The organism is Arthrobacter sp. UYEF3, assembly GCF_040546245.1.
GTDB lineage: Bacteria > Actinomycetota > Actinomycetes > Actinomycetales > Micrococcaceae > Arthrobacter.
The window spans coordinates 1-25,842 of sequence record NZ_JBEPNK010000009.1; the positions used below are offsets into that span (position 1 = coordinate 1).

At 65.7% G+C, this 25,842-nt stretch carries 23 protein-coding genes and 3 pseudogenes; 11 read left to right on the forward strand and 15 right to left on the reverse strand.

Features of this window, described 5'->3' with window-relative positions; genetic code table 11:
* Positions 1–94: 94 nt before the first annotated feature.
* Positions 95–358 (forward strand): annotated as a pseudogene (locus tag ABIB14_RS08285) (Tn3 family transposase); the annotation flags it as partial.
* 302 nt (positions 359–660) lie between these two features.
* On the opposite strand, the gene ABIB14_RS08290 reads toward ABIB14_RS08285, so the two are convergent.
* The 6 genes from ABIB14_RS08290 to ABIB14_RS08315 form a co-directional block, all read right to left on the reverse strand.
* Entirely contained in the window at positions 661–1,386 is a 726-nt protein-coding gene (locus ABIB14_RS08290; protein WP_354235407.1) for a maleate cis-trans isomerase family protein, read from the reverse strand.
* 8 nt (positions 1,387–1,394) lie between these two features.
* Positions 1,395–2,816 (reverse strand): amidohydrolase family protein, encoded by a 1,422-nt coding sequence (locus ABIB14_RS08295; protein ID WP_354235408.1) that lies wholly within the window; start codon positions 2,814–2,816, stop codon positions 1,395–1,397.
* 11 nt (positions 2,817–2,827) lie between these two features.
* A complete protein-coding gene (locus tag ABIB14_RS08300) occupies positions 2,828–3,631 on the reverse strand; it encodes an aspartate/glutamate racemase family protein (protein ID WP_354235409.1) in 804 nt (267 codons plus the stop codon).
* On the reverse strand, positions 3,628–4,311 hold the full coding sequence (locus ABIB14_RS08305; protein ID WP_354235410.1) for a GntR family transcriptional regulator: 684 nt from the start codon (positions 4,309–4,311) through the stop codon (positions 3,628–3,630). Before ABIB14_RS08305 ends, ABIB14_RS08300 begins: the two co-directional genes overlap by 4 nt.
* 67 nt (positions 4,312–4,378) lie before the next feature.
* Complete coding sequence (locus ABIB14_RS08310) at positions 4,379–5,743, reverse strand: MFS transporter (protein WP_354235411.1); 1,365 nt, start codon at positions 5,741–5,743, stop codon at positions 4,379–4,381.
* A 474-nt stretch (positions 5,744–6,217) separates the two neighbouring features.
* A complete protein-coding gene (locus ABIB14_RS08315; RefSeq protein ID WP_354235412.1) occupies positions 6,218–7,729 on the reverse strand; it encodes a helix-turn-helix domain-containing protein in 1,512 nt (503 codons plus the stop codon).
* A 146-nt stretch (positions 7,730–7,875) separates the two neighbouring features.
* Here ABIB14_RS08315 and aceA point away from each other — a divergent pair, with 146 nt between their 5' ends.
* Both aceA and aceB read left to right on the forward strand, forming a co-directional pair.
* Positions 7,876–9,222 carry an isocitrate lyase gene (gene aceA / locus ABIB14_RS08320; protein ID WP_354235413.1) on the forward strand — a complete coding sequence of 449 codons (1,347 nt, stop codon included), beginning with the start codon at positions 7,876–7,878 and terminating at the stop codon, positions 9,220–9,222.
* Positions 9,223–9,320: 98 nt separating this feature from the next.
* Complete coding sequence (aceB, locus tag ABIB14_RS08325; RefSeq protein WP_354235414.1) at positions 9,321–10,997, forward strand: malate synthase A; 1,677 nt, start codon at positions 9,321–9,323, stop codon at positions 10,995–10,997.
* 335 nt (positions 10,998–11,332) lie between these two features.
* Here aceB and ABIB14_RS08330 read toward each other — a convergent pair whose 3' ends face one another.
* Positions 11,333–12,481, reverse strand: coding sequence for an MFS transporter (locus ABIB14_RS08330; protein WP_354235529.1), 1,149 nt, complete (start codon positions 12,479–12,481; stop codon positions 11,333–11,335).
* A 195-nt stretch (positions 12,482–12,676) separates the two neighbouring features.
* On the opposite strand from ABIB14_RS08330, the gene ABIB14_RS08335 reads away from it, so the two are divergent.
* Positions 12,677–13,213, forward strand: coding sequence for a GNAT family N-acetyltransferase (locus tag ABIB14_RS08335; protein WP_354235415.1), 537 nt, complete (start codon positions 12,677–12,679; stop codon positions 13,211–13,213).
* 54 nt (positions 13,214–13,267) lie between these two features.
* Positions 13,268–13,978, forward strand: coding sequence for a DsbA family oxidoreductase (locus ABIB14_RS08340; RefSeq protein ID WP_354235416.1), 711 nt, complete (start codon positions 13,268–13,270; stop codon positions 13,976–13,978).
* On the opposite strand, the gene ABIB14_RS08345 is transcribed toward ABIB14_RS08340, so the two are convergent.
* Positions 13,877–14,365: an MFS transporter gene (locus ABIB14_RS08345; RefSeq protein WP_354235417.1), complete on the reverse strand. Its 489-nt coding sequence runs from the start codon at positions 14,363–14,365 to the stop codon at positions 13,877–13,879. The genes ABIB14_RS08340 and ABIB14_RS08345 overlap by 102 nt on opposite strands.
* On the opposite strand from ABIB14_RS08345, the pseudogene ABIB14_RS08350 reads away from it, so the two are divergent.
* The 3 genes and pseudogenes from ABIB14_RS08350 to ABIB14_RS08360 all read left to right on the forward strand — a co-directional run.
* Positions 14,365–14,507: pseudogene (locus ABIB14_RS08350) on the forward strand (LexA family transcriptional regulator); the annotation flags it as partial. The gene ABIB14_RS08345 and the pseudogene ABIB14_RS08350 sit on opposite strands and share 1 nt — an antisense overlap.
* A gap of 27 nt (positions 14,508–14,534) precedes the next feature.
* A pseudogene (locus ABIB14_RS08355) lies at positions 14,535–14,743 on the forward strand (Y-family DNA polymerase); the annotation flags it as partial.
* A gap of 81 nt (positions 14,744–14,824) precedes the next feature.
* The gene (locus ABIB14_RS08360; protein ID WP_354235418.1) at positions 14,825–15,523 is read left to right on the forward strand and encodes a GOLPH3/VPS74 family protein; all 699 of its coding nucleotides are present in this window, start codon (positions 14,825–14,827) and stop codon (positions 15,521–15,523) included.
* A gap of 76 nt (positions 15,524–15,599) precedes the next feature.
* On the opposite strand, the gene ABIB14_RS18755 is transcribed toward ABIB14_RS08360, so the two are convergent.
* Positions 15,600–15,773, reverse strand: coding sequence for a recombinase family protein (locus ABIB14_RS18755; protein ID WP_502909634.1), 174 nt, complete (start codon positions 15,771–15,773; stop codon positions 15,600–15,602).
* 755 nt (positions 15,774–16,528) lie between these two features.
* On the opposite strand from ABIB14_RS18755, the gene ABIB14_RS08370 reads away from it, so the two are divergent.
* Positions 16,529–17,176 carry a TetR/AcrR family transcriptional regulator gene (locus ABIB14_RS08370; RefSeq protein WP_354235419.1) on the forward strand — a complete coding sequence of 216 codons (648 nt, stop codon included), beginning with the start codon at positions 16,529–16,531 and terminating at the stop codon, positions 17,174–17,176.
* Here ABIB14_RS08370 and ABIB14_RS08375 read toward each other — a convergent pair.
* Positions 17,173–17,850, reverse strand: a complete 678-nt coding sequence (locus tag ABIB14_RS08375; protein ID WP_354235420.1) for a LytR C-terminal domain-containing protein — start codon at positions 17,848–17,850, stop codon at positions 17,173–17,175. The genes ABIB14_RS08370 and ABIB14_RS08375 overlap by 4 nt on opposite strands.
* Complete coding sequence (locus ABIB14_RS08380) at positions 17,843–18,142, reverse strand: type II toxin-antitoxin system VapB family antitoxin (RefSeq protein WP_232084840.1); 300 nt, start codon at positions 18,140–18,142, stop codon at positions 17,843–17,845. Before ABIB14_RS08380 ends, ABIB14_RS08375 begins: the two co-directional genes overlap by 8 nt.
* Before the next feature lie 156 nt (positions 18,143–18,298).
* On the opposite strand from ABIB14_RS08380, the gene ABIB14_RS08385 reads away from it, so the two are divergent.
* Together ABIB14_RS08385 and ABIB14_RS08390 are read left to right on the forward strand one after the other, a co-directional pair.
* A complete protein-coding gene (locus ABIB14_RS08385) occupies positions 18,299–19,210 on the forward strand; it encodes a hypothetical protein (protein ID WP_354235421.1) in 912 nt (303 codons plus the stop codon).
* 37 nt (positions 19,211–19,247) lie between these two features.
* Positions 19,248–20,888: a stealth family protein gene (locus tag ABIB14_RS08390; RefSeq protein WP_354235422.1), complete on the forward strand. Its 1,641-nt coding sequence runs from the start codon at positions 19,248–19,250 to the stop codon at positions 20,886–20,888.
* A 48-nt stretch (positions 20,889–20,936) separates the two neighbouring features.
* Here the strand turns inward: ABIB14_RS08390 and ABIB14_RS08395 are convergent, their stop codons facing one another.
* The 4 genes from ABIB14_RS08395 to ABIB14_RS08410 all read right to left on the reverse strand — a co-directional run bounded on the left by ABIB14_RS08395 (position 20,937) and on the right by ABIB14_RS08410 (position 25,636).
* Positions 20,937–21,881, reverse strand: coding sequence for a phosphodiesterase (locus ABIB14_RS08395; RefSeq protein ID WP_354235423.1), 945 nt, complete (start codon positions 21,879–21,881; stop codon positions 20,937–20,939).
* Between the two features lie 205 nt (positions 21,882–22,086).
* A complete protein-coding gene (gene fdhA / locus ABIB14_RS08400; protein ID WP_354235424.1) occupies positions 22,087–23,298 on the reverse strand; it encodes a formaldehyde dehydrogenase, glutathione-independent in 1,212 nt (403 codons plus the stop codon).
* Positions 23,299–23,576: 278 nt separating this feature from the next.
* Entirely contained in the window at positions 23,577–24,062 is a 486-nt protein-coding gene (locus tag ABIB14_RS08405) for a glutathione peroxidase (RefSeq protein WP_354235425.1), read from the reverse strand.
* Positions 24,063–24,151: 89 nt separating this feature from the next.
* Complete coding sequence (locus ABIB14_RS08410; RefSeq protein ID WP_354235426.1) at positions 24,152–25,636, reverse strand: M23 family metallopeptidase; 1,485 nt, start codon at positions 25,634–25,636, stop codon at positions 24,152–24,154.
* Positions 25,637–25,842: the final 206 nt, after the last annotated feature.

The window sequence follows — 25,842 nt, forward strand, 5'->3', positions numbered from 1 at the left end:
ACGCCCCGCCGGAAACAACCAGCGGGGCGTTTTCGTGCCCGGCCCGTCGTCACAGAAACCGACGGCGCCACAGTCAAACACTGCGACGCCTAACAACCGTTCCGTCGAACAACAGCGATATCGGGCCAGCGGGCTGAATCTCCTCACTGCAGCCGTCGTGCGCTGCTGGAAAACGCTTGGCCACGACCGCACCATCACCACCTCGGACAGCGGGGCAACACCACAAACCCGGACCCGTTGCAATTCCTTCCGCTCCTGGCTGGGAAGGTATCAACGTCACCGGAGACTGCACCTGGCCACGACCCAACCACAGCAATCCGGCAAATACCGGCCACAACGACGATCCGCAAAACCCTAGCGTCGGATATTCCACAGGGCTGTCATCGGCCCGCAGAGGGCAACTGCTGGGACGACCTTCATTTGGGACGCTGCCGCCGTCCGGCAAACGCACTGCCATGCAGCACGAGCTCAAGCGCGGAACTTCTTGCCGCAACGGGCGCGTCACCCGGAGAGCTCCCGGTGACGCGCCCGTATGGATATGGGCTGATACGGATCAAAATAGTTGCTGGTATGAAGGCACGAGGGCCACCAGAGGGTCGCCCCGGGAGGTGTCATCGACGCTTCAAGTTGTGGTTTACGGAAGGTCGCCGATGGCTCTTGCTACGTCAGCAGTTTGCCCCAGCGCGGGTCCAGGAGGGGTGCACCCGCGATTTTAAGGGCGTGCCAGAGTGTTACGGCCACGGAGTCCAGGACGGGAATTCCGGTGCATTCTTCGATTTCGGCCGTGATGTCGGCGCCGTAGAGGTTGGTGCACAGGTACACGAGGGCGTCGGGGGTAGTAGCTGCGAGTTCCAGGGAGCCGGGCCTCATCTCCTCCGCGGTAACTCGGGCGAACGATTCGTTGTCACTTAAGCCCAGTGCCCGGTGGCCGGTTGTCTTGATCCCTTCCCGCTCGTAGGAAGCGATCACCTCGTGATTTACATCCTCGGTATACGGAGTGAAAAGGCCGATCCGTTCCGTGCCGAGTGTCCGGAACGCTTCCAGATACGCCAGTGTGGAGGTGGTGGCGGGGACGCCGGTGGCGTCTGTGATTTCCTGGACCAGCTCCCGATCGTGGGCCGCACCCAGCCAGGAGCCGGAGGTCCCGTTCCAGGCGATCACGTCAACGTCCGCCGTCGCAAGCAGTTGCGCGGCTTCCCGCATGACTGCCGGGTCGAACTGCCGGTCCGACGAGTCGTCCAAGGCTATCCGGGTGACAGGGATGCGGGTGAAATGGATAGTGACGTCCCTCCGGTCCCCAAGGATGCGGTAGGTCTGGGGCTCAAGGCAGGTGTTTGAGGATGGCACGATCATGCCGATCCGACGGGCTCGGGATGTTGATGGCATCGGGTCTCCTAAAGAGTGGCGGCGTGCGTGAAGGGGGCGTTGGACTGGTGCTGCCGGAAGCCGTCGCGGGCCACGAAGCGGCCAACGGCCCCTGGATCATGGAAACCGTCGGCATCGAGCACCACATGACCGGCAGAAATGACGGCGGCGGGCCAGCCGGTCAGTACCTTGCCGTCAAACGGGGAGAAGTCCGTGCCCATGTGGAGGGCGTTGCCGTCCACGGTGCGCTCTTCAGCGGGGTCGAAGATGACCAGGTCGGCGTCGTATCCTTCCGCGATGCGGCCCTTGCCTGGAACAGCGTTTATACGCGCCGGTGCTGCGGAGAACGCTTCCACGAAGTCTTCGACGCTGGCCCCGGCGGAGGTCATGGCGGTGAAGGTGACCGGCATTCTGGTTTCTACGCCCGGGAGGCCGTGGGGCATTTCGCGGATGTCGTCGGTTCGTTCCCGCTTCTGGGAGAGGTCGTAGCAGGAGTGGTCCGAAGACATGGTGTGGATGGCCCCGGAAGCCAATCGTTCCTTGAGGGCCGCGACGGTCTCCGGGTTGCGCATGGGCGGGCAGCAGGCAAACCATTCCGGAAACGCCGAGCCATAAACCGAATCGTCCAGGGTGACGTAGTGGGGGCAGGTCTCGGAGTAAGCCTCGATTCCTCGGCTCCTTGCCTCGGTCACCAGGTCCACCGCGCCAGCTGTTGATTGGTGGACGAAGTAGACGGGTGCCGTGGTGTATTCGGCCATGGCCAGGGTCTCCTTGACGGAGATTTCCTCAGCAAGCTCGGGGCGGGTCCGGTGCAGGTGTTCGATGCCGATCCGGCCGTCCTGGGCGTGCTGCTCGGTGCAGTCAGCGATAATCGGGTCGTGTTCGGCGTGGATGTAGGTGAGGCCGTCCAGCCGGACCATTTCCCGCATGACCTTCAAAATGGTGTCTCCGTCGGCCATGGTGGTGCCGCGGTTGGTGGTGTACATCTTGACGGAGCGCACCCCCTCGGCCGCCAGCCGTTCCAGCTGCCAGGGGACGGTTTCGTCCCAGCTGATCACAGTTCCATGCAGGGCAACATCGCACCTGGACTGGGTGGCCAGTTCCTTCTTGTGCAGGACGGCGGCGAGCGGGGTTTCCTGTGCGTCGCGTGGAATCCCGAAGTCGATGATGGTGGTGGTGCCGCCCCAGAGTGCGGCGGTGGAGGTGGTGCGGTAGTCGTCCAGGGTGCGGAAGCGGCCGGTCACCTGGGCCACGTGGCAGTGACCGTCCACGCCGCCGGGGATTACGAGCTTTCCTGCGGCGTCGATGGTGCGGGCGGCGCCGGGAACTGGTTCCGCGGCATCAACCAGAGCGGCGATCAGCCCATCCTGGATTACGATATGGGCCGCCTGGCGGCCGGAGCCGTTGACCACGGTGGCGTTGGCAACAACGAGATGTGGCTGGTGGGACATCGGTGTCCTCCTTAGAGGGAAGCTATGGACTGGGTGCTGGGTGCGGGACTAAGGGCGGTCTCCTGGGCGGCGGCAAGCGCGGCGTCGAGGTTTCCGGAGAGCCCTTTGCGTCCTTTGATGGGTGGCGGGGCGAATGCGCCGGCGCGGTGGAGACCGGAATCCAGGGCGACGACGGCCTCCGCCATCCGGATGCCGGCGGAGATGCCGTCCACCACCGGAACCGGGATCTGGCCTCGAAGTTCGCGGGCCAGCCCGGCGAGCGGCGCCCCGGCAAGGATCACGACGTCGGCCCCGTCCTCGGCGACGGCCTGCCGGCTCAGCGCCAGCAGGGTTTCCTTGAAGTCCTGCTGCACGGAACCGATCCCGTTCAAGGACTCGTTGATGGAGCGGATCGATGCCAGTCGGCCACCAAGGCCGAAGCGTTCCACGCAGTCCAGGTACCACGGCCGGATCCGGTTCGAGATGGCAATGATGGAGAAGCGGTGTCCCTGCAGGGCCGCCGCGCAGAGGGCCGCCTCGGTAATCCCGATAACGGGGACATCGGCGAGTTCTTTCAGCGCCGGCATGCCTGGATCGCCGAAAGCGGCCACGACGACGCCGTCGATCAGGCCCGGGACCCGGGTATGTTCGGCAATAATTTCGGCCACCGCGCCCGCTGCGATCAGCGATTCAAAACGGGTTTCAATGTACTCCACACCATGACCGGCGGTGCGGACCACGAGTTCGGTTCCAGCCGATGCAGAACGCAGGGCCTCAGCTTCGATCAGGGCGGTAACGTCCTCGCTGATATTGGGGTTGATGACAAGAAGTTTCATAAGGTCTTCCGATGAAGGGTGGGTTCTGTCCGGCGGAAGTCCTCCGGAAATTGGCCACGATATTTGTCGATGTGCGACGCCGACTGGATGGCTGCGCGATCCGGGTCGCCGCTGGCGATGGCGGTATAGAGGGCCCGGTGCTCTTCGATGAGTTCCGGCAGGTCGCTGACATGGCGGAAGAGCCAGTGCATCCGGCCCTGAAGGGGTTCCAGCGCGGACTTGAGGAAGCCGTTGTCCGCGATCCGGGTGATGGCATCGTGGAATTCGCTGTTCGCCCGGTGGGCCTCCATGACCGCGCCCATGGCGAGGCAGCGGTCGGCCTCGTCCAGCAAACTTTTGAGGCCGCCAAGGTCTTCGGCGGTGGCGCGGGCAGCGGCCAGACGGCAAGCCAGTACCTCGAGTGACTGCCGGACGTCGAAGAGATCCTCGACATCCTTGGGGCTCAGCGTACTGACTTCGACTCCGCGGGCACCACGGTCACTGATGAGACCTTCCTGGCGAAGCATGCGCAGCGCTTCCCGGATGGGAAGCCGCGACACGTTGAACTCGGCGGCTAGGTCCCGCTCCACCAGCCTGGTGCCGGGAACGTAATGCCCCTCAAAGATCCTCGTGCGGAGCGTATCCCGGACAGCCTCGCGGAGGGGGCGTTCCTTGTCCTGGGATTTTTCTGCGGCAAGCATGATGCTCCATTCGGGTTCTTTTGTGGCAGTGCGTTCCCGGCTTCAGGAACAGGTGCATCTCGCTAGCTTAGACAGGCAGGCGCTTGTTGTAGTTCAGCGTCAGTACCGAGGCGCCCATGATGATTGCGGATCCCACGAAGTACAGCAGCGCCCACGTGTAGGAACCGGTGGCGCCCACGATCAGGCCCACGGCTATCGGGGTGACGAAGCCGGCGATGTTGCCGCTGAAATTCATGGCGCCGCCCAGGACGCCGGCGTTGGTCCGGCCGCCGAGGATGGACGGGATGCTCCAGAACAAGCCTACCCAGCGGAGGAAGAACATCACCACGGACAGCAGAACGACGGCGGTCGTCGAGTCGGCAACAACGGTCACTCCGATGAGTCCGCCGATCACCACGACGCTGGAGATGCCCAGGAGGGTCCGCATAACGACGTTGGCTGAGGCTCCGGAGTTGCGCCACTTGTCCGCGATGGTGCCGCCGAGGATTTCTCCGACAAAGCCGGCCCCGAAAATCACAAAGGTGGACCAGCCGATGGTCTTAAGGTCAAAACCCTTGGCCTGGGCCAGATACAGCGGCCCCCACGTCAGCAACCCGTAAAAAACGCCGTTGAAGCCCAGCCAGCCGAAGCACATGGCCCAGAAAGACCGGAACTTCAAGTAAGGGAGCAAGGCCCTTTTGCCCTGGCTGCCGTCGAGCTTCGCCTCAGCGTCCTCTGCTGCGTGGGAGGCCTCGATGTAGGCGGCTTCGGCTTCGTTGACGCCGCGGTGTTCGCGGGGATTGTCCCTTACGTACCACCAGACGGCCAGGCCCATGAGCACAGTGGCAGCCCCCGCAACCACGAAGGACCAGCGCCAACTGCCGGTCGATGCAATCAGCCCTGCGATAAGGATGCCGCCGAGCCCGGCGCCGAGGGGAGCGCCTGCATCCAGAATGGTGGCACCGCGGCCGCGTTCGGATTTGTGCATCCAGATGGCGTTCAGCTTTCCGCCGGCGGGCATCACGCCCGCCTCGGTGACGCCGATGCCCATGCGGGCGATGAACATGCTCAGGAAGCCGCCCGCCATACCGGAGGCTGCCGTAGCCGCACCCCAGCCGATGCAGGACGCGGTCATAACCCTGCGGGGCCCGAATTTGTCAATCAACAATCCGACCGGGATCTGCATCAGGGCATAGGTCCAAAAGAAGGCGGACAGCAGCAGGCCGACCAGCTCCGGGGCGAGATTGAATTCCTTCTGGATGATCGGCAGGGCCACCGAGATGGAACCCCTGTCGATGTAATTCACGGCGACGAGGACCAGCAGGAGCAGGAACATTTTCCAGCGGACGTTGGTGCGGCGCTGCACCCCGTCCTTCTGTGGTTCGAGCGTGGTGGCATCTGTGGACGGGCCTTCAAGGGACGTCGCCGCTGTTTCGGTGTGTGGAATGGACACAGCTTCTCCTTCACGGGGAAGTTTACGGATGGGGAAAGGTACGAATGAGAACGGACGCGCCGGGAGGGCAAGGGAATCGGCCCGTGGCACGGGGGACAAAAGCTGAAACTCGCATACAAACGGGAGCGGACCAGCTACTTCGTTGTTTTGGGATCCCAATTTGGGATCCCACAATCAAGGTACGAGTGATGTACGACACTGTCAAGGCATTTTCGCTAAATCCGGCCAGAAAGTGTCCGGAAACGGATTGTGACAGCCGTGGCGGACCTTGCGCCGCGTCGTCGGGCGCCGCGCAGGTCGATACCGAGGAGTACCTGCCCCGGCAGGAAACCCTTCGGTTGAGACCTAACCAGTTCTGGTGGCCGCCGCTCTTCCCGCCGGCCTTCCGACAGGTGTCTCTGTGTCGCCGGGAGCAGGACCTGTGCTGAAGGGCCCGATATCGCTTTGCATCTCAGAATCTCCTAGTCCGGAAGTTCAGCTGCCGGAGTGAGCTTGCAGGAACGAGTAAACCTCGGTCTCGTCCACACCGGGGAACGCGCCGGGCGGCATTGCGGCGAGGAGATGCGAGTGCGCCCGGGCCGAGGGCCACGCGTTGCCGGCCCATTCCGAGGCCAGGGCGGCCGGCGGACGTTTGCAGCAGCTCTCATCCGGGCAGGTCGACTTGGACCGCTCCGTGGTGTCGCGACCGCGGAACCACTTCACCTGGGCGTAGGGCACCCCCACGGAGAGCGAAAACTCACCGTTTGCGGAGCGCTCCGTCCGCGCCGTGCACCAGTAGGTACCGGCCGGCGTATCGGTGTACTGGTTGTACGCGCTGAACTTGTCCGGCACGTCGAACACCACCCGGGAGGTCCAGTTCCGACAGGAGAACTGGCCCTCAATCGCGCCCGTATGGTCCTGTGGGAACGTCACGCCGTCGTTCTCATAGGCCTTGTAGATAATGCCGCTCTGGTGGGTCTTTTGGAAGTGCGTGCGGAGGTCCAGATGCTGGGTGGCGAGGTTGGTGAAGCGGTGCGCGGCGGTCTCGTAGGACACCGCGAACGCGTCCCGGATGTCTTCCACCGCGATTTCCTTGGCCTGCTTCGCTTTTTGCAGGAACTCCACAGTGGCCTGCTCCGGCAGCAGCAGCGCTGCGGCAAAGTAGTTCGTGGCGACGCGCTGCATCAGGAAATCCCCGTAGTTCGTGGGCGTCTGGTGGCCCAGCACGTAGTGGCCCAGGGCCTGGAGCAGCACCGAACGGGGGTCGTGGTCGCTGCGGGCGTTCTGCGTGAGGTAAATTCTGCGGTTCTTCAGGTCCGTTACGGAACGAGTGGAATGCGGCAGGTCGCTGACATGGTGCAGGCTGAACCCAAGATGCCCTGCAACGTCCGCGATGACGTGGTGGGACAGCGGGCCGGACGTGTGGCCCACCGAGGCCAGGACCTTCTGCGCCTCGGCCTCGTACTCCGGGAAGTAGTTGTTGCGTTCGCGCATCATGGCCCGCAGCTCTCCGTTGGCGCGGCGGGCCTCTTCCGGTGTGGCAACCTGTTCGTTGAGACGGCGTTCCAGCTCATGCTGCAGCCCCACCATGGACTCCAGCACGTCCATGGGCAGACGCGAACTGATGCGGATTTTCGGCAGTTTCAAGGACTCGTAGATCGGGCTGCGCTGGTAGCGTTCCAGTTCTATTTCCAGGGCTGCCCGACGGTTGGGCGGTTCGGCGCCGAGCAGTTCGTCGATGCTAACGCTGAGCGCCGCCGCGAGTTGCTGGAGCAGGCCGAGCTTGGGCTCGCGTTTCCCGTTTTCGATCAGGCTCAGCTGGCTCGGGGCGGTGCCGACGGCGGCACTCAGGTCATCGAGGGTCAGACCGCCCGCCTTGCGCAGGTGCCGGACGCGGCGGCCCATGCTGATCACGTCCACCTCCGGGGCGGCGGGTGAGGCGGCTGATGAGGCGGGGCGGTTCCAGCTGGCGGGGTGCATTTCTTGAGAATACGCGAAGAAGTGCATTTCTTTCCACGGTCTTGGTCTAGAGAGCCCCTCGAAAGTACAGAAAAGTAGATCTTACGGAAAGAACCACCGCACCGGAGCCGCCGGCTTGGAGCTGCAGAGTCGCAGCACAGGCCGGTCACCGGGCCCCATGAAGGAGATCAGCAATGACTGCAGCATTTGAGCCCACCCAGCAGCCGTCCGGCCAGGACACGTCAAGCGACCAAGCCGCAGCCCTGGAGCTCGAGTGGGCTGCCAACCCGCGCTGGGAAGGTGTCACTCGGGACTACAAGGCTTCCGACGTCGTCCGACTCCGCGGCCGGGTCTCCGAGGAACACACCCTGGCCCGCCGCGGTTCCGAGAAGCTGTGGAAGCAGCTCACCGAGGAGCATAAGGAAGGCCAGTACACCAACGCCCTCGGCGCCCTGACCGGCAACCAGGCCGTGCAGCAGGTCAAGGCCGGGCTCCGCGCCATCTACCTCTCCGGCTGGCAGGTCGCCGCCGACGCCAACAACTCCGGCCACACCTACCCGGACCAGTCGCTCTATCCGGCCAACTCCGTGCCGACGGTGGTCCGCCGCATCAACAACGCCCTGCTCCGGGCGGACCAGATCGAGTTCTCCGAAGGCATCCAGACCGTCGAGGACTGGATGGTCCCGATCGTGGCCGACGCCGAGGCCGGCTTCGGCGGCCCGCTCAACGCCTACGAGCTGATGAAGTCTATGATCCAGGCCGGCGCCTCGGGCGTGCACTGGGAAGACCAGCTCGCCTCGGAGAAGAAGTGCGGCCACCTCGGCGGCAAGGTCCTGATCCCCAGCCAGCAGCACGTCCGCACGCTGAACGCCGCCCGCCTGGCCGCCGACGTCGCCGGCACCCCGTCCATTATCATCGCCCGCACCGACGCGGAAGCAGCCACCCTGATCACCTCCGACGTCGATCCGCGTGACCAGGAATTCATCCTCCGCGAAGGCGGACAGCCGGTCCGTACCCCGGAGGGCTTCTATAAGGTCCGCAACGGAATCGAACCCTGCATTGCCCGCGCCAAGGCCTACGCACCGTACTCCGACCTCATCTGGATGGAGACCGGCACCCCGGACCTGGAGCTGGCCCGCAAGTTCGCCGAGGCCGTCAAGGCCGAGTTCCCGGACCAGATGCTCTCCTACAACTGCTCGCCGTCGTTCAACTGGCGCAAGCACCTCGACGACGCCACGATCGCGAAGTTCCAGCGTGAACTCGGCGCCATGGGCTTCACTTTCCAGTTCATCACCCTGGCCGGTTTCCACGCCCTGAACTACTCGATGTTCGACCTCGCCCACGGTTACGCCCGTGAAGGCATGAGCGCCTACGTCGAGCTGCAGGAGAAGGAATTCGCCTCTGAGTCCCGCGGCTACACCGCCACCAAGCACCAGCGCGAAGTCGGCACCGGCTACTTCGACGACATCGCCACCGCGCTCAACCCGAACGCATCCACCCTGGCCCTGGTGGGATCCACCGAAGAAGGCCAGTTCCACTAACGCTTCCCGCCCGCTGCCCTATCACTTATGGTCCTCATTGGACGCCCGTGGGGACCATAAGTGGTAGGGCAACGAGGGACATTCAAGGAGATACTCCGATGAACAGCTTCACCGACAACTTCACCATCAACGGGATCACGCTGACCGCGCAGCCCATCTGCCGGCAGAAAGAGGTGCTCACGCCCGACGCCCTGGAATTCGTGGCCAAGCTGCACAAGGCGACGGCGGCGCGACGGCAGGAGCTGTTGCGGGCGCGGCAGGAGCGGCGCCAGCAAATCAGCAGGGGCCAGGATCCGCGGTTCCTTCCCGAAACTGAATCCACCCGCAACGACCCGGACTGGCGCGTCGCTCCCCCGGCGCCGGGCCTGGAAGACCGCCGCGTGGAGATCACCGGCCCGGTGGACAAGAAGATGACCATCAATGCGCTGAACTCCGGCGCCAAGGTCTGGCTCGCGGACATGGAAGACTCCTCCACGCCGTCCTGGCGCAACGTCATCCAGGGCCAGCTCAACCTCACCGATGCGCTGGAGCGAAGGATCGACTTCACGTCAAACGACGGCCATAACAGCAAGGAGTACAGGCTCCGCGCGGCCGAGCAGCTGCCCACAATCGTGGTCCGGCCCCGCGGCTGGCACCTGCCGGAAAAGCACATGCTCATTGATGGCACCCCCGTGGCCGGCGGGATCGTGGACTTCGGTTTGTACTTCTTCCACAACGCCCGCCGGCTGATAGCCCAGGGCAAGGGGCCGTACTTCTACCTGCCGAAGATCGAGAGCCACCTCGAGGCGCGGCTGTGGAACGACATCTTCGTCTTGGCCCAGGACCTGCTGGGCATCCCTCAGGGCACCATCCGCGCCACCGTGCTGATCGAGACCATCACCGCGGCGTTCGAGATGGAGGAGATCCTCTTCGAACTGCGCGAGCACGCCGCCGGACTAAACGCCGGCCGCTGGGACTACATTTTTTCGCTGATCAAGAACTTCCGTACCCGCGGCCCGCGTTTCGTCCTGCCGGACCGCGGCCAGGTCACCATGACGCAGCCGTTCATGCGCGCCTACACCGAGCAGCTGGTGCGGGCCTGCCACAAACGCGGCGCCATGGCGATCGGCGGCATGGCAGCGGCCGTCCCCAACCGGAAGAACGAGGCAGCCAACGCCATCGCCTTCGAGAAGGTCCGCGCCGACAAGACCCGCGAGGCCCGCGACGGCTTCGACGGCTCCTGGGTGGCGCACCCGGACCTGGTGACGGTGTGCCGCGAGGTGTTCGACGGCGTGCTCGGCGACCGTCCGAACCAGCTGGACCGCCTCCGCGAGGACGTCACCCCGGACGAACGCGCGCTGATCGACCTTTCCTCCACCACGGGAACGATCACCGAGCAGGGCGTACGGAACAACATTGAGGTCGGCATCCGGTACATCGAGTCCTGGCTGCGCGGCAACGGCGCGGTGGCCATCCACAACCTGATGGAGGACGCCGCCACCGCCGAAATCTCCCGCTCACAGCTGTGGCAGTGGATCTTCTCCCGGGCTATCACGGACGCGGGCGACGTCATCACCCTCGAGGGGGTGGAAGACATGCTGGACGAGGAATTCGCTCGGCTAGAACGCTTCGAAGGCGACCGGTTCGCCGATGCCCGGGACATCTTCGAGGAGGTCACGCTGAGCAACGAGTTCCCCGCCTTCCTGACGTTGCCGGCCTACGACCGCTTCCTGCACGAAGCCCGCGACGGCGCCGACGGGGCGATCACCGACGACGCCGGCCTGCTGGCGGTATAGCCGCCCGGGTCCGGCCGCCGCTTACGGCGGCCGGACCCGGCTTTCCAGAATTCCGTTTGCCGGGCTGCCATACCCTTCGCAACAGGGCCCCCGAGATCCGGGGCGGCGGCCCGGCAGCGGAATACACCCCCGTCAACCGGCAACACCACCCCAACGGCGTCGAACACCGGACGGCGTGGCCGGGGCTACATACTGCGCCCCGGGGCTGCTGCCCGGATTGGAGCCTGGGGTCATCCAATACCGCCGAGCTCGTTGCCAACGCATGCGGGCTCGTTGATCGGAGCCGCAGACTCACATTAAATTAGTTAGCGTCCCGGACAGCCAGTGCTGTTCAGCTAATGCGGTTTCGGGACGTGGCGCAGGGACAGTGCACACCCCAGGATAAACATGGCCACGGAGCCCAGGATCATCAGCAGCGGCCCGGTCCATGAGTCAGAGACGCCGTGCACGTAACCCAGCAGCGTGGGCGCCACGGCTCCGAAGGAGTAGCCTGCCCCCTGCACGACGGCGGACAGCCGGCCTGCCGACGCCTGGTCGCGGGCAAGCCGGATGATGGCGGTGAAGATCAGGGTGATACCGCCGCCCTGCGCAGCCCCGCCGAAGGATGACCACAGCCACCACAACTCGGGCGCCAGCAGCAGCCCCACCGGCACCGTCAGCCACAGCGCCCCGAGAGTGAGTCCGACCGTCGTCGTGCTGGCGATGCGCGCCGCGAAGGGCACGCCGAGGCTACCCGTAATTGCCAGGATCTGGAACAGCGAGGAGCCGGCCCCGGCCGCCGACGGCGCCAGGCCCAGTTCGTCGGAAAGGAGGCTGGGCAGCCAGGCGGTTACCCCGTAGTAGGAGAACGCCTGGCCGGCGAATCCCACGGTCAGCGCCACGGTAATCCAGCGGGACGCCGGCCGCCTCGAAGCTCGGGTGAGGTCCGTCCCGGGGATCGCCTGGGGCCGGTACGATCTGCTGCCGGCGGCCGGAACCCACACAGCAGCTGCCGCGACCGCAAAGACGGCGCAGGCCGCGATGGCCGGACGCCAGCCCAGCAACTCCGCCAGCGGCGCCGTAATCACGGAGGTGGCGAAGGAGCCGATGTTCAACGCGGCGGTGTAGGTGCCCATGGCCGCGCCCTGCTTGGCCGGACTGAAGTCGCGGCGGATGATCAGCGGTACCACGATGTTCCCGATTGTGATGGCCACGCCCAGGATCACGGTGCCCAGCATTACGAGCGCGCCGCCGCCAGCGGAACGGACCATGACGCCGAGCAGCACGCCCAGCAGGGTCAGCGTGATCGCGAACTCCGGCCCGAGCTTCCGGCCGGCCAGCGAGGCCAGCGGCGCGGCGAGCGCGAAGCAGAGCACCGGGATGCCCGTCAGGTAGCCGATCTCCACCGGCGAGAACCCCAGATCGCGCTGCATGGCGCCCACCACGGGCGCGACCGCCACGAACGGCCCCCGCATGTTGAGGGCGATGAGCCCGATCGCGATCATCAGCAGCCCGCCGCGCGGGATCCTCGCCAGCGCGCTCACCCGGCAGCCCGCGGCCTGACGACCGGACGTAAGTATGTTTTCATCAGTCCCATGCCTATCACGCGCCGCCGCGGCCCCGCGCCGCATCCGCCGGAACATGACGAACCGCACTTCACGAGGGCCCGGCGGCGCGGTTTGCGGACTAGCATCTTGGGCATGACGCACCACATCCGGAGGGCCACGGCCGACGACGCCGGCGCGCTGGCAGACCTCGCAGCCATCACCTTCCCGCTGGCCTGCCCGCCGGAGTCCCGACCGGAGGACATCGCCGCGCACCTGGCAAACACACTCGGCGAAACCAACTTCCGGGGATACCTTGCCGATCCTGACGTCACGGTGCTGGTGATCGATCAGTCAGGGGAACTTCGCGGCTATAGCCTGCTGGTGGCCCGGCCTCCGCAGGATCCCGATGTGACCGCTGCCCTGGGCGGGACGCCCGGCACGGAACTGAGCAAGTGCTACGTCCACCCGGACCATCACGGCCTGGGTGCGGCGGCCGAACTGATGCAGGCCAGCATCGCCGCGGCCGCGGGTGCGGGAGCCGCGAGCCTCTGGCTCGGCGTAAACAGCCGGAACGCCCGAGCCATCAGGTTTTACGAGAAGTCCGGCTTCCGCAAGGTCGGCACCAAGTCGTTCAGGCTGGGGACCACCGTGGAACACGACTACGTCATGGCGCGCCGCATGACGCCCTGACTGCGGCTCCGCCCTCGCGGGAATGAGCCCGGACCCGGCAAGGTTGTCCACAGCATGAAGATTGAGATCTGGTCCGACGTGGCCTGCCCTTGGTGCTACATCGGCAAGCGCCGCTTTGAAACCGCCCTCGCGGCGTTCCCGCACCGCGCTGCTGTAGAGGTGCAGTGGCGTAGCTTCCAGCTGGACCCCAGCCTGCCGGAGCACTACGACGGCACCGAACTGGACTACCTGAGCACCCGCAAAGGCATGGCCCCGGCCCAGGTCGCCGGCATGTTCGAGCACGTGGCGGCCCAGGCAAGCGGCGAGGGCCTCAACTACCGTTTTGACGACGTCGTGGTTGCCAACAGCTTCACCGCCCACCGACTGATCCATCTCGCCGCCGCGCACGGAAAGCAGTCGGCCGCCAAGGAACGGCTGCTCAGCGACCACTTCGAGCATGGGCGCGACATCGGCAGCCGCGACTACCTCACTTCGCTGGGGTTGGACCTCGGGATCAACGCGTCCGAGGTGGACGAGCTGTTCAGCTCGGACAAGTACGCCGATGACGTCCGGCAGGACTTCGCGGAGGCCCGCGCCCTGGGCGTCAGCGGAGTGCCGTTCTTCGTAATCGACCGCAAGTTTGGGCTCTCGGGCGCCCAGCCTGCCGAGACCTTCACCGCAGCCCTAGAGCAGGCGTGGCAGGAAAGCCACCCGCTTGTGATGGTTGACGCCGGCGCGGACGGCCCGGACAGCGGGGCCTGCGGACCGGTCGGCTGCGCCGTCTGAGTCCGGGGCTGCCATCAACCTAGGGCGCCATCGAAATCGGCATGCCCGGGTGAGATTCGGCGGCGTTTCCGGGGCGTGATCCTTTGAGTCAATGGCCGACCGGCCCCGGAAACGGCGGAAGAAGTTGTTCGACGCCGTAGCGGTGCCCACCTCCCGCAGCGGGAAGGAGTTCTGCACGATCAGCACCATGATCTGCGTGCTCAGGCCCAGGCCCGTCACGGCAAGGTAGGCGCAGATTTTCCAGAGCGGCGCCTCCGGCTTCAGGGTGGAAAGCAGCACCAGTGCGACGGCGACCAGGAGGCCGCCAACAATCGGCATCCACTTGTAGCGGCCGGTGCGGCTGACCAGCTGGCCGGAAGCAACCGAGGCCACCAGGAGGGCGCCCAAAGCTGACCATCAACTGGCTCCGGATCACGAGCACCGGGGTCGTGCTGCAGGCCGAGAACCCCGGTACCCGGACATCCGGGTACCGTCCCTATCCGATCTGGCGGTGTGGGGCGTCGCCACCCGCTGCCTCCATTACATCTAAGGCCCGGCCGTGGCTAAGCCGGGTCTCATGCGGCGGCTGCCGCAGATCGCGCACGTGGATGTGAACTGCCTCTACGTCTCCGCCGAGCGGGCCTTCACCCCCGCCCTGGAGGGCCGGCCCGTGATCGTCCGTTCCAACAACGGTGGCTGCGCCGTCACCCGCTCCCCCGAAGCCAAGGCCCTGACCATCGCCATGGGTGAAGCGTGGTTCAAACTCGCACCCGCGCCAAGGAGTGGGCCTCGTCGCCCTCTACAGGCATCTTCGATGGATCAACGAGACTGGTTGTGGTGGACGCCTGACGGGGGGAACATGATCTTATGGATGCTCAAACACCTGAGGCCGAGGAACTAAGCCTTCCACAGGCCTTCCTCATCCTGGCAACGAATGACATCGACGGCGAACCCGAGCTGCCGGCCTACTTACTGAGGATCGCTGTGGCGGGGGCAATCCTGGCCGAGCTGGACCTGCTTGGCGCAATCGAACTGCAGGGGAAAAATGTCCGGGCCACCGGTACAGAGCCGCAAACGCATCTCCAGCACGAGCTGGAGATCATCCGCCACAAATCCCGTCCGCACTCTCCCGAAAGGTGGGTCTCAATGCTGGAGGGTCGCGCCGAAGTGCAACGTGTCTACGAGAGCCTGGCCTCTCGCGGCATCGTGGATAAAGTCAGCGACAAGCACCTCGGCGTGTTCAAGATCGTGCGGTACCCCGAGAAGGACCATGCTCCAGAGGCAGCGCTCCTGAAGAGGATTGAGGCGGCGCTAAGCGATGGCCAGGCCGAGCCGGCATCCGGTCCCTCTGCCGCGGATCCGGATCCCGCACAAACTGCTCACGCGGAAACCGATCCCGGTACCCGTGCGCTGATCGCACTCCTTCACGCGGCAGGACTGCTTGAGAAGCTCTTCCCGGCAGCGCATCAAAACCGGATTCAGGACCTGACGGGTGATCATTGGCCGTCCCGTGCAGTCCAGGACGAACTCCGCGAGCTCAGAGCGGCGGCTGAACCGCCCATCTAGCCAATGTGCCCCTTGCGGGGCGCCCGTTCCGGGCTGAAAATGTGCCTGTGGTCCCCTGCCGACGCCGTTGCCGGTCTTATGCTCCCCCGCATCCGCAGCTCGGCCGCCTTCTCGGGCAAGAGCGCTTTCCTGCGTCCGCGGTAGGCGCCGCGGCCTTGGCCAGGGTTATCCCTTCGCGCTGGCGTTCCCCGATCAGGGCCCGTTCGAACTCGGCAAAGGCGCCGGTGACGGGGAGGATCAGGTTCACCATCGGGAATCCTCGCCCGTGAAGACCACGCGCTCCTTGAGGAACTCGATGCGCACGCCCTTCCGCGTAGGCGTCAATACCATTAGGCGAGGCCCAAGATGATGCAAATTCCGCGCTGGGCCAAGCCCAAGGCCGTGTGGCCAGTAACGGCCGGCCCGTAGCTCGTGCTGTCGCGTGAGCCGCTCAGTGCCGCGCACCGGGACGGGGCAGGACTCTTGTTCTCGATGTTGCCCCGGTATCAGGCGTCGACGGTCGCCAGGGCTGAGTCCGGGGCCAGATCGTGGATGCGCGGTGCCTGGCTACGTAACCTCACGGCCAGTTCGTCGGCCGTGAGTTCCCACAACGGAAACGCCGGGCGGCGCGGATGGCGATACTCAACGCGGCGTCCGCGCCGGGGCTGGCTGCAAGCGCACGGCCCACAAAGTCGCCAGGGCAAGACATTCATCCATTTAGGCCAAGCCATCGGCCGGCCAGGGTTTAGCCGGACTCTCCGGACACACGGCGGCGACGCCGTCATTGTGGACTCTCCTTACGGTTTTGATGCCCTGGATCGGGCCCGGAGAGCGCCCCTGGTGCAGACCGCGGTGCAGGTCAGAGTTGCATCAGCCGATCCGGGTACGGCCGCGCATCAACTAACTTGGGAGAGAATCTCGACCAGCAAGAGAAAAAAGCGCGTATACCGACGGAACTGTCAATGTGCCTCGGGCGGGCTGCACGTGGGCTGACCCTTTACTGACAGATGGCGCTAAAGTGTCCCTATGCCCAGGATTTCGGCCGCGAGCAACGCCGCCCAACGCGCCGAGACCCAGCGACGCATCCTGACGGCGTTCGGGGAACTCCTCTTCACCCACGGCCTGCCGGGCCTGACCATGACCGATGTAGCCAGGCATGCCCGGATCGGCCGCACCGCGGTCTACAACTACTATGCGGACATCGAAGAGCTCTTGATCGCCTACGCCCTGGACGAGACCGAGCGCTTCCTCGTCGAACTGCGGGATTCGCTCGCGTCGCTGGGAAACCCCGTGGAGCGGCTGGCCCTCTACGTGCGCGCCCAAGTGGCCGACCTGAGCCGGCGCCACCTGCCGCCCGGGCCCGCGATGGGAGCAGTCCTGTCCCCCGCGTCGTTTGCCAAGCTGGCGGACCATGTGGGCGAACTCAGCCTGCTGCTGCAAGGCATCCTGCGCGACGGAATGGCCCAGGGCTATCTTCCCGCGGCGGATATCACCCAGCTGGCCCAGCTCATCCACGGCACCCTCTCCTCGAGTGCGGCCCGGGGCGACGGGGCCGGCGCGGATTCGGACGCTGAGGCCCGGATCACCAGGACCGTGCGGTTCATCCAACTGGGCGCCGGAGCAAGATTCGACGACGCCGGCCGCCCCCTCCGCACCGCTGCGCCGGCAGCTTAGGGGTTGGGGCTGGCCGGCACGACTGTCGGCACGACAGGCCATTTGGGATCGTCCGCCACACGGCGGGTTTCCCGCGGGCAGCTGAGCTTGCCGGGCGTCTGGTCCACGAGATCGGGAGTGGCCAGCGACTTGAAGTCTCCGGTGAGGATGACATCCACGCTGGGGTCGTTGCGGCCGTCCTGCACGTAGTCCGAGCCCGGGAGGTTGCGTTGGACGCTGAACGCCGCGGATTGCCCGGCGGCGCCGGACACTACCAGCGCCACCCCGCGGTAGCCGGACTGGGTGTTGCCCACCGCACCCACCACGAACTTGCGGGCCAGGAACTCACCGGCCACCGTCCGGGCCAGCCCGGGACGGCCCGTGGAGTTGTAGACGTTCAGCTTGATCTTGTCGTGCGGCGTGTAGTCGAACGACGCATCCGGGCACAGCGACGCCGCCTGGCTGCGTTCAGCCGTCGGGATCTTGATCTGGCCGTTCATGATTGCCAGTGCAACCACGACACCGGCGGCAAGCAGCCCGACCAGGAGCACCAGGACCACTCCGTGCAGGATGCGGCGCCGCATCCGCACCGGGTTATCCAGCCCGTCCTGCTCCACGAAGGCCGCCCGCAGGTCGGAGCCGGTAATGATGCGGTGCCCGTGCAGGACGGTGGGGTCCTTCGGCTTCCTAGCCACTTATCACCAGGACGCGGGCGTGGATCGCGGTGCGCTGGTGCAGGGCAGTCCGGACCGCCCGGTGCAGGCCGTCCTCGAGATACAGCACGCCGCGGAACTCCACCACGTGCGGGAAGAGGTCGCCAAAGAAGGTCGAGTCCTCGGCCAGCAACGCCTCAAGGTCCAGGGTTCGCTTGGTGGTCACGAGTTCGTCCAAGCGGACCGGACGCGGCGGCAGCGCCGCCCAGTCCTTCGGCGTGTTGAAACCATGGTCGGGGTAAGGGCGTCCCTCGCCCACAGCTTTGAAGATCACCATGCAAGCTTAAGGAAGTTCCCCGGCCAGGGGAATCCGCGCGGCCACGGCGGGGAAGGTTGTGGCCAAACAGTGACCATCTGTGACTGCAGTGTCCGGATGGGCGCCGCCGGTCCAGCGCAGCCGGAGTAGCGGCGCTGCTGAGAGAATGGACGCATGACTGCATCCGGGACTTCCACCACACCCCCCGCGGCTCCGCCGCTGGCTCTGCTGCTCGACGTCGACGGCCCCGTGGCGAGTCCGCTCACCCGCACCGTCCAGCCGGGCATCATCGCTGACCTCCTGGCATTGGCGGCCGCCGGGATCCCGGTCATCTTCAACACCGGCCGTTCGGATGCCTTCATCCGCGAACAGGTGATGGAGCCGATGATCGCCGCCGGGATACCGGAGGGACTCGTCGTCCACGCCATCTGCGAAAAGGGCGCCGTGTGGTTCAGCTACACCGCCGCCGGAGCCGGCCCCGTCCATGTGGACCGTGAACTCGCCGTCCCGAAGGCCTTCGGGGACGACGTCCGCCGGCTGGTCGCGGAGGACTACGCCACCCACATGTTCTACGACGAAACCAAGCGGGCGATGGTCTCCGTGGAGCAGCACATCTCCGTCGCCAATGCCGATTACCGTGACGAACAAGCGCTGTTCGACGCCGACGCCATGGAACTGATGGGCCGCCACGGCCTGGGCGTGGTACGGCTGGACCACCACGCCCCGAACAGCGACGACCAGATCGACTATCGAGTGGACCCCACCATCATCTCCACCGACATCGAGTCCGTCCGGCTGGGCAAGGATCTGGGTGCGAGCCGGGCGGTCGAACTGCTGGCGGCCCAGGGGATCACCCCTCTGGCCTGGCGGACAATGGGCGACTCGCGTACGGACTACGCCATGGCGGATTGGCTGCACCACCACGAGCACCCGGTGAAACACGTTGACGTCCGTCCCGCCGATGGCATTCCGGTCAAGCCGTACACGGTCCTGACCGCCGCCGACCTGGGATTGGGCGACGAGGTCATCCACGATGACGCCGGGGCAGCGTTTCTGCGCCGCTGGCGCGACGCCCTGGCCGGTTGAGAGCTCGTCACCGGGCCGTTTTGCGCCGCACGTTATCATGCAAGTAGAGATCCACGCACCTTCAAACGCTCGGAGATACGACATTACAGAAGCATTGATCCAGGATGAGATCTACTACGGCAGCCAGGCCGGTGAGGAGACACCGGCGCATGCGGAAGTAACTTCGCCGGCAGCTGTCGCCAGGCTCCGGACGCGCCCTGACGTCGTCCGCCGGCACGGCCGGTACGCGCTGATCAATGAAAACCGCACGCCGTACCAGGCCATGGTGGAGGACCTGCTGTTCCTGCGTTCCGTGCTGGCCGAGGCGAAACTGGACTACCTGCTGGTGCGCGGCAACAACGACCGTCCGGTCATTGCGGTGGACTGGAAATACCGCCGGCAACTCCGCACCGCCCTGGTCGAGGCCTGCCGGGACGAACCGTTTTACTCCATGACCGTGGACGCCAAAAAGAAGTCCTCGGTGTTGGTGGCGGACGGCGAGCTTTCGCCCAACCGTCAGGGCCGGATCTTCCGGCTGTACCGGCCCCGGGTGGAGCCGCAGGGCGGCCTCGAGTTCGGGGCTTCGGCCGGCGTCCAGTTGGAGCTCTGGAGCTTCGAAGGCGATCAGTTGATCCTGCCGATCGAAAACTCGCTGACCAGGCGGACCCTGCTGGCCCAGGACGCCGTGCGCGGCACCGTTGAACGCTACGGACACACGTGGCCCACCATCGAGAACATGTTCGCCGACCACGCAAGCGACATCAGCTTCGACGTCGATCTGGTGTTCTCCTGGGTGGACGGCAGTTCGCCCGAGTACGTGGCGGCACGGCGTGCCCGGATGGCCGGGGTTGTCGTGGGCGAGGGGGACGACCACGAGGCCCGCTTCCGGCAGATCAACGAGCTGAAGTACGCGCTGCGCTCGGTCTACATGTTCGCTCCGTGGATCCGCCGGATTTTCATCGCGACCGACTCGCCTGCGCCGTCCTGGCTTGCAGAGCACCCGGGCGTGACAATCGTCCGCAGCGAGGAGTTCTTTGCCGACCCTTCAGTGCTGCCGACCCACAACTCCCAGGCCGTGGAGAGCCAACTCCACCACATCGAGGGCCTGTCCGAGCACTTCCTGTATTCCAATGACGACATGTTTTTTGGCCGAGCCGTGGGACCCGACATCTTCTTCACGCCTGGCGGGATCACCAAATTCATCGAGGCGGAGACGCGGATTGGGCTGGGCGAAAACGACGCCGAGCGCAGCGGCTTCGAGAACGCGGCCCGGGTGAACCGGAAGCTTCTCTGGGACCGCTTCGGTCGGATTACCACCCGGCATCTGGAGCACAGCGCAGCACCGCTGCGGCGGAGTGTGGCGGCACAAATGGAGCAGGAGTTCCCCGCCGAGTTCGCCAAGACAGCGGCCAGCAGGTTCCGGGCCGCGGACAACATCTCCGTGACGAATTCTTTCTATCATTACTACGCGCTGCTGACCGGCCGGGCCGTGACCCAGACTGCGGCCAAGGTCAGGTACGTGGACACGACGGCCCGCGCCGGTCTCAACTACCTGCCCAAGCTGCTTTCCAAGCGGAACGTGGATTTCTTCTGCCTCAACGACGGGAGTTTTCCGGAGGTGCCGGCCGAGGAACGCGCCAAGCTCGTGACGGATTTTCTGGACAATTACTTCCCGATCAAGGCGCCCTGGGAGAAGTAGCGGGCCAGCAGCAACGGCCGGACAGCAAACGGCGGCAGCAGCCGGGTGCTAGTTCCGGGTGCTGATCCGCCGGTGGCCGGGAGCGTTCGCCGGATCCTCCAGCCTGGCCTGCCGCGGAAAGCTTATGCCTGCCGCGGCAATCCGACGTCGGGCTTCCTCGGCGGTGACAAACTCTCCCACTGCGGGCAGGGTGTCCCCCAGCGGCACCACGGAGTGCACGATCGTGTGCTCGTAGACATGGACCAGATTGAACGACTGGCCACTGTCCCGCCCCCTAGTGCCGCCGACGGGAACGTTCAGATCCTGGGTGTAACACGAGGCCGAGGCGACGGAGACGGGGATGCCGGCAAACATGGCAGTCGTTGAATAATGCAGGTGCCCGCCGAGGATTGTACGTACGTCGGAGTTGCGCAGCACCCCCGCGAGAGCGGCCTGGCCGCGAAGTTCGACTAGCACGGCAAGGTCCAGCACGGAGGGAATCGGCGGGTGGTGGAGGGCCAGGATAGTGCCGTCGGGCGCCGGAGTGGAGAGCTCGGCGGCCAGCCACTCCAGCTGCTCGGAGCTTAGCTCGCCGTGGTGGAAGCCGGGCACCGTGGTGTCCAGGGTAATAATCCGCAGGCCGTTGATGAAGTAGCTGTGATCCACGGGGGCGCCGTCGGCCTGCTGGTCAAGCAGCACGGCCCGGAAGTTGGCCCGGTTGTCGTGGTTGCCCATGGCCCAAATGACCTTGGCGCCCATCGCCTTGCAGGCAGGGTCCACGATGGCGCGCAGCTTCGCGTACGCCTCCGCCTCCCCGCGGTCCGCCAGATCGCCGGTGAAGATCACGGCCTCGGGGTGCGCGCCGGAAGCGCGGACTTCATCGAAGAGCTGCCTGAGCCGGGAGTCGCTGTCCACCACGCCGTGGAGGGGATCCGGTCCGCCCAGCAGATGGGGATCACTTAAGTGGAGTAGGAAATGGCGTGGCCGGGGGTGCTCGGCCTCGATGAACTCCATTGCAACCTTCCTGGTTGGGTGGGGGCGGTGGCCCCCAGCGTCCCTCTCAGTAATATCTATCCAACCAGACATTCGGCCGGCAGGGCGCAAAGTCACGTAGGCATGTCTGAAGACGGGCAGTAACCGGGTATTCCGGCGGGCACATACTTGCTCCGGTAGATACCGGTTGTGCCCGCCGGAAGTGGACTACTCGGATATGTTTCGGCTAGCTCAGGTAGCCGTTCGGGTTGAGCACGTACTTCGTGGCCGCGCCGGCGTCGAACTCGGCATAGCCCTTCGGTGCGTCCTCAAGCGGGATCGCCTTGGCGTTGACGTTCTTCGCGATCTGAACCTTGTCGTGCAGGATCGCCATCATGAGTCCACGGTTGTACTTCATCACCGGACACTGGCCGGTGGTGAAGCTCAGCGACTTGGCCCAGCCGGTGCCGAGGCTCAGGGAGAGCGCGCCCTTCTTGGCCGCCTCGTCCACGCCGCCCGGGTCGCCGGTGACGTAGAGCCCGGGGATGCCGAGCGCACCGCCGGCCGCAGTGAGTTCCATCAGGGAGTTCAGCACCGTGGCCGGAGCCTCCTTGGCGTCGTGGCCGTGCCCCTTGGCCTCGAAGCCGACCGCGTCAACAGCACAGTCGACTTCCGGCACACCGAGGATTTGCTCGATTTGTTCCGCCGGTCCGCCTTGGGACAGGTCGACGGTTTCGCAGCCGAAGCTGCGTGCCTGCTTCAGCCGGTCTTCGTTCATGTCGCCGACAATCACGACGGCGGCGCCCAGCAGCTGCGCGCTCGTGGCAGCGGCAAGACCGACGGGCCCCGCGCCGGCAATGTAGACCGTAGAACCCACGCCGACGCCGGCGGTGACGGCGCCGTGGAAACCGGTCGGGAAGATATCCGACAGCATGGTCAGGTCCATGATCTTTTCGAGGGCCTGATCCTTGTCCGGGAACTTCAGCAGGTTCCAGTCCGCATACGGAACCAGCACGTAGTTGGCCTGGCCGCCCACCCAGCCGCCCATGTCAACGTACCCATAGGCGCTGCCCGGCCGGTCCGGGTTGACGTTGAGGCAGATTCCGGTCTTGCGCTCCTTGCAGTTCCGGCAGCGTCCACAGGCGATGTTGAAAGGGACGGAACAGATGTCCCCCACCTTAATGAACTCGACGTCCGGCCCGACTTCGACGACCTCGCCGGTGATTTCGTGGCCGAGCACCAGGTCGGCCGGGGCGGTGGTGCGGCCGCGGACCATGTGCTGGTCCGAGCCGCAGATGTTCGTGGCAACGGTTTTGAGGATCACGCCATGGCGCACCTGTCGGCCGACGTTGGCGGGGTTGACCCCCGGGCCGTCTTTGAGTTCGAAGGTGGGGTAGTCAATGTCGATGAGTTCGACTTTTCCTGGCGCTTTGTAGGCAACGGCTTTGTTTCCTGTCATCACTTTCCTCCTGGTTTCACGGACCCCATTGTTGAGTGCCCAATTGTGATTCACGAAGCGTTCTGATGCGCCCTCCACAAGCCTGTCCCGGCTGCGCTGCCGACGTCGGACGCGTCTGCGCCCGCGGGGAGGCCCGGAACATCGGAGGGTGCCGCCAGTCTAGGCGGTGGGCCTACTTTGGGGTAGGGGGCCGTTGTCCTCTTGCTAATCCGGTCGTTTCGTCGGGGGCCGGCGTCCCCCGGTTGGGCCTCGGAGAGGTGACGCTGACCGGCTACTGCTCAGCCGAGCGCCCGTCGGACCGCTTCGATTACCTTGGGCGCATCGGGCTCGACGGTCGGCGCGAAGCGGCCCACGATCTCACCGTCGCCGTTCACCAGGAACTTCTCGAAGTTCCATTTCACAAGTCCAGGCAGAGGTCCGTTCTTGAACCGGGTCAGCTGTGCATAGAGCGGGTGCTGGTTCTTGCCGCGGACGTCGGCCTTGGTGGTCAGCGGAAACGTCACGCCGAAGTTGCGTTCGCAGAACTCGGCGATTTCGGCGTCGGCACCAGGCTCCTGCCCGGCGAACTGGTTGCACGGGACACCGAGCACCGTGAAGCCTTCCTCGCGGAACTTGTTGTGGAGGGCCTCGAGCCCGGCGTACTGGTGCGTGAACCCGCACTGGGATGCCACGTTCACCACCAGCACCACCTGGCCGCTGAACCGGCCGAAGTCCGTTTCGGTGCCGTCATTGAGGGTTAGTGGGATTGAATGCAGGGAGGGCATGGGTGCGTTCCTCGAACTAGGGTGCGTGATCTTTCACACTGTAGTTCGGTGCCGGGGCACGGCGGTATGGGTGGGCCGGTTGCTTCGGACTAGGGCGCTGGGGCCGCCGTGGGCGTCACCGCCGGGGCGGACGTGGTTGTTGGTTTCGTCGTGGCCGTCACCGTGGAGGCTGCCGTGGCGGTTCGTGCCGGCGTAGGAGCTGTCGCCGAGGGCGTAATCACGGGGGCAGTCGTGGGCGTCGGCTTCTTGGTGACCGTCACCTTAGGAGCAGCCGCAGGTGGTGTCGGCACGGGCGCTGTCGCCGAGGGCGTCACCGCAGGGGCGGTCGTGGGCATTGAAGCCGGCACGGTAGGCGTCACGGTGGGCGGCGTCGGCGTCGCGCCGGCCGGGGGTGCGGGGCTCGGCGTCGGCGTCGGCGTCGGCGCAACCGTCGACGGTGCGGGGCTCGGCGTCTGCGTCGGCGGAACCGTCGACGGTGCGGGGCTCGGCGTCTGCGTCGGCGGAACCGTCGAGGGCGGAGTGGGAGCGGCGGTCCGCGGCGGTGTGGCGCCCGTGACAGTTGTGCTTGACGGGGGTCTCGGCGTCGACGTCGCTTTTGGCGCAGCCGCGACTGCAGGCGGCGGCGTGGGAGTGGCAGCGGGGCCCCCCGAAGCCACCGGAACGCGAGTCTCCTGCACCCTGCCGGTGACTCCATGGGCGGGATCTCCGGTGACGGGGACGGCCCAGTCGGAACCGGTGCTGCCAGTGCCGCTGGCGCCGGGCTCGTAGCTGACCATTTGGAGGTCGTCGAGCCGGTCCACCTGGCGGGTGGGAACGAAGGTCCAGTTCAGGGGGTTAGTGTGCGAGCCGTTGAGGATCGTCTCGAAGTGGAGGTGGCATCCCGTGGAAGAGCCGGTGGTGCCCACCTTGGCAATGAGCTCGTCCACTCCCACCGTTTGACCCTTCTTCACCGCGATGCCTTGCAGATGGTTGTAGGTGGTGATCAGGCCGTTGCCGTGGTCGATTTCGACCCGGTTGCCCCCACCCCAGGGGTGCCATCCGACGGCGCGCACCACACCGGCGTCGGCCGAATAGACCCGGGTACCGCACGGCGCGGCGAAATCCTGGCCCCAGTGGAATTCCCCGGCGGCACCGGTCACCGGGCTGGTGCGCAAACCGAACGGGGAGGTCTCCACCAGCGTTTCGAGCGGAGCCATCAGGAACCCCTGCGCCGGACGCGACAGACCGGCGGCCGCCAGACGGAGCTCGGCGATACCGTTTCTGGACGCGGTCTGGACCGTGGTCCGCGCATAGGAAACAGCGGCACGGCGGTCAGCGGTCAGCGCATCGGGCGTCACCCCGGCAGGACTTCCCGCACCGGCCGGCGCATCAGACCCGGACTCCAGGAATCCGGGACCAACCGATCCGGCGGGCGGCGGCAACTGCGGCGCCACCCGCGCTGAGATGCCCACGGGGGCCGGGACCCCGATGACCAGCACGGCAAGGGCGATGCCCGCGGTTAATGCCAGAGCGCGGGCGACGACCCCCGGACTTTTGGACTGCTCACTCGATGAGTTTCCCCAGTGTTTTCCCACGATGTGACTCCTGCAATTCTGTCCGCCAGACCCCAATCTCAACGGACTCACCCCTTATGGGAACACAATCGACCGGGTCTGTGAACCTCCGAACTCCTTGGGTTCCGGCCGATTCGTGGCATTCTCGGGGCGCCGTTCGGCGACTTGGGTGGCATCTCAGTAGCAGTCGCCGAGAAAGCACGTAGGACCCCCGCCTGCGCCGGGTA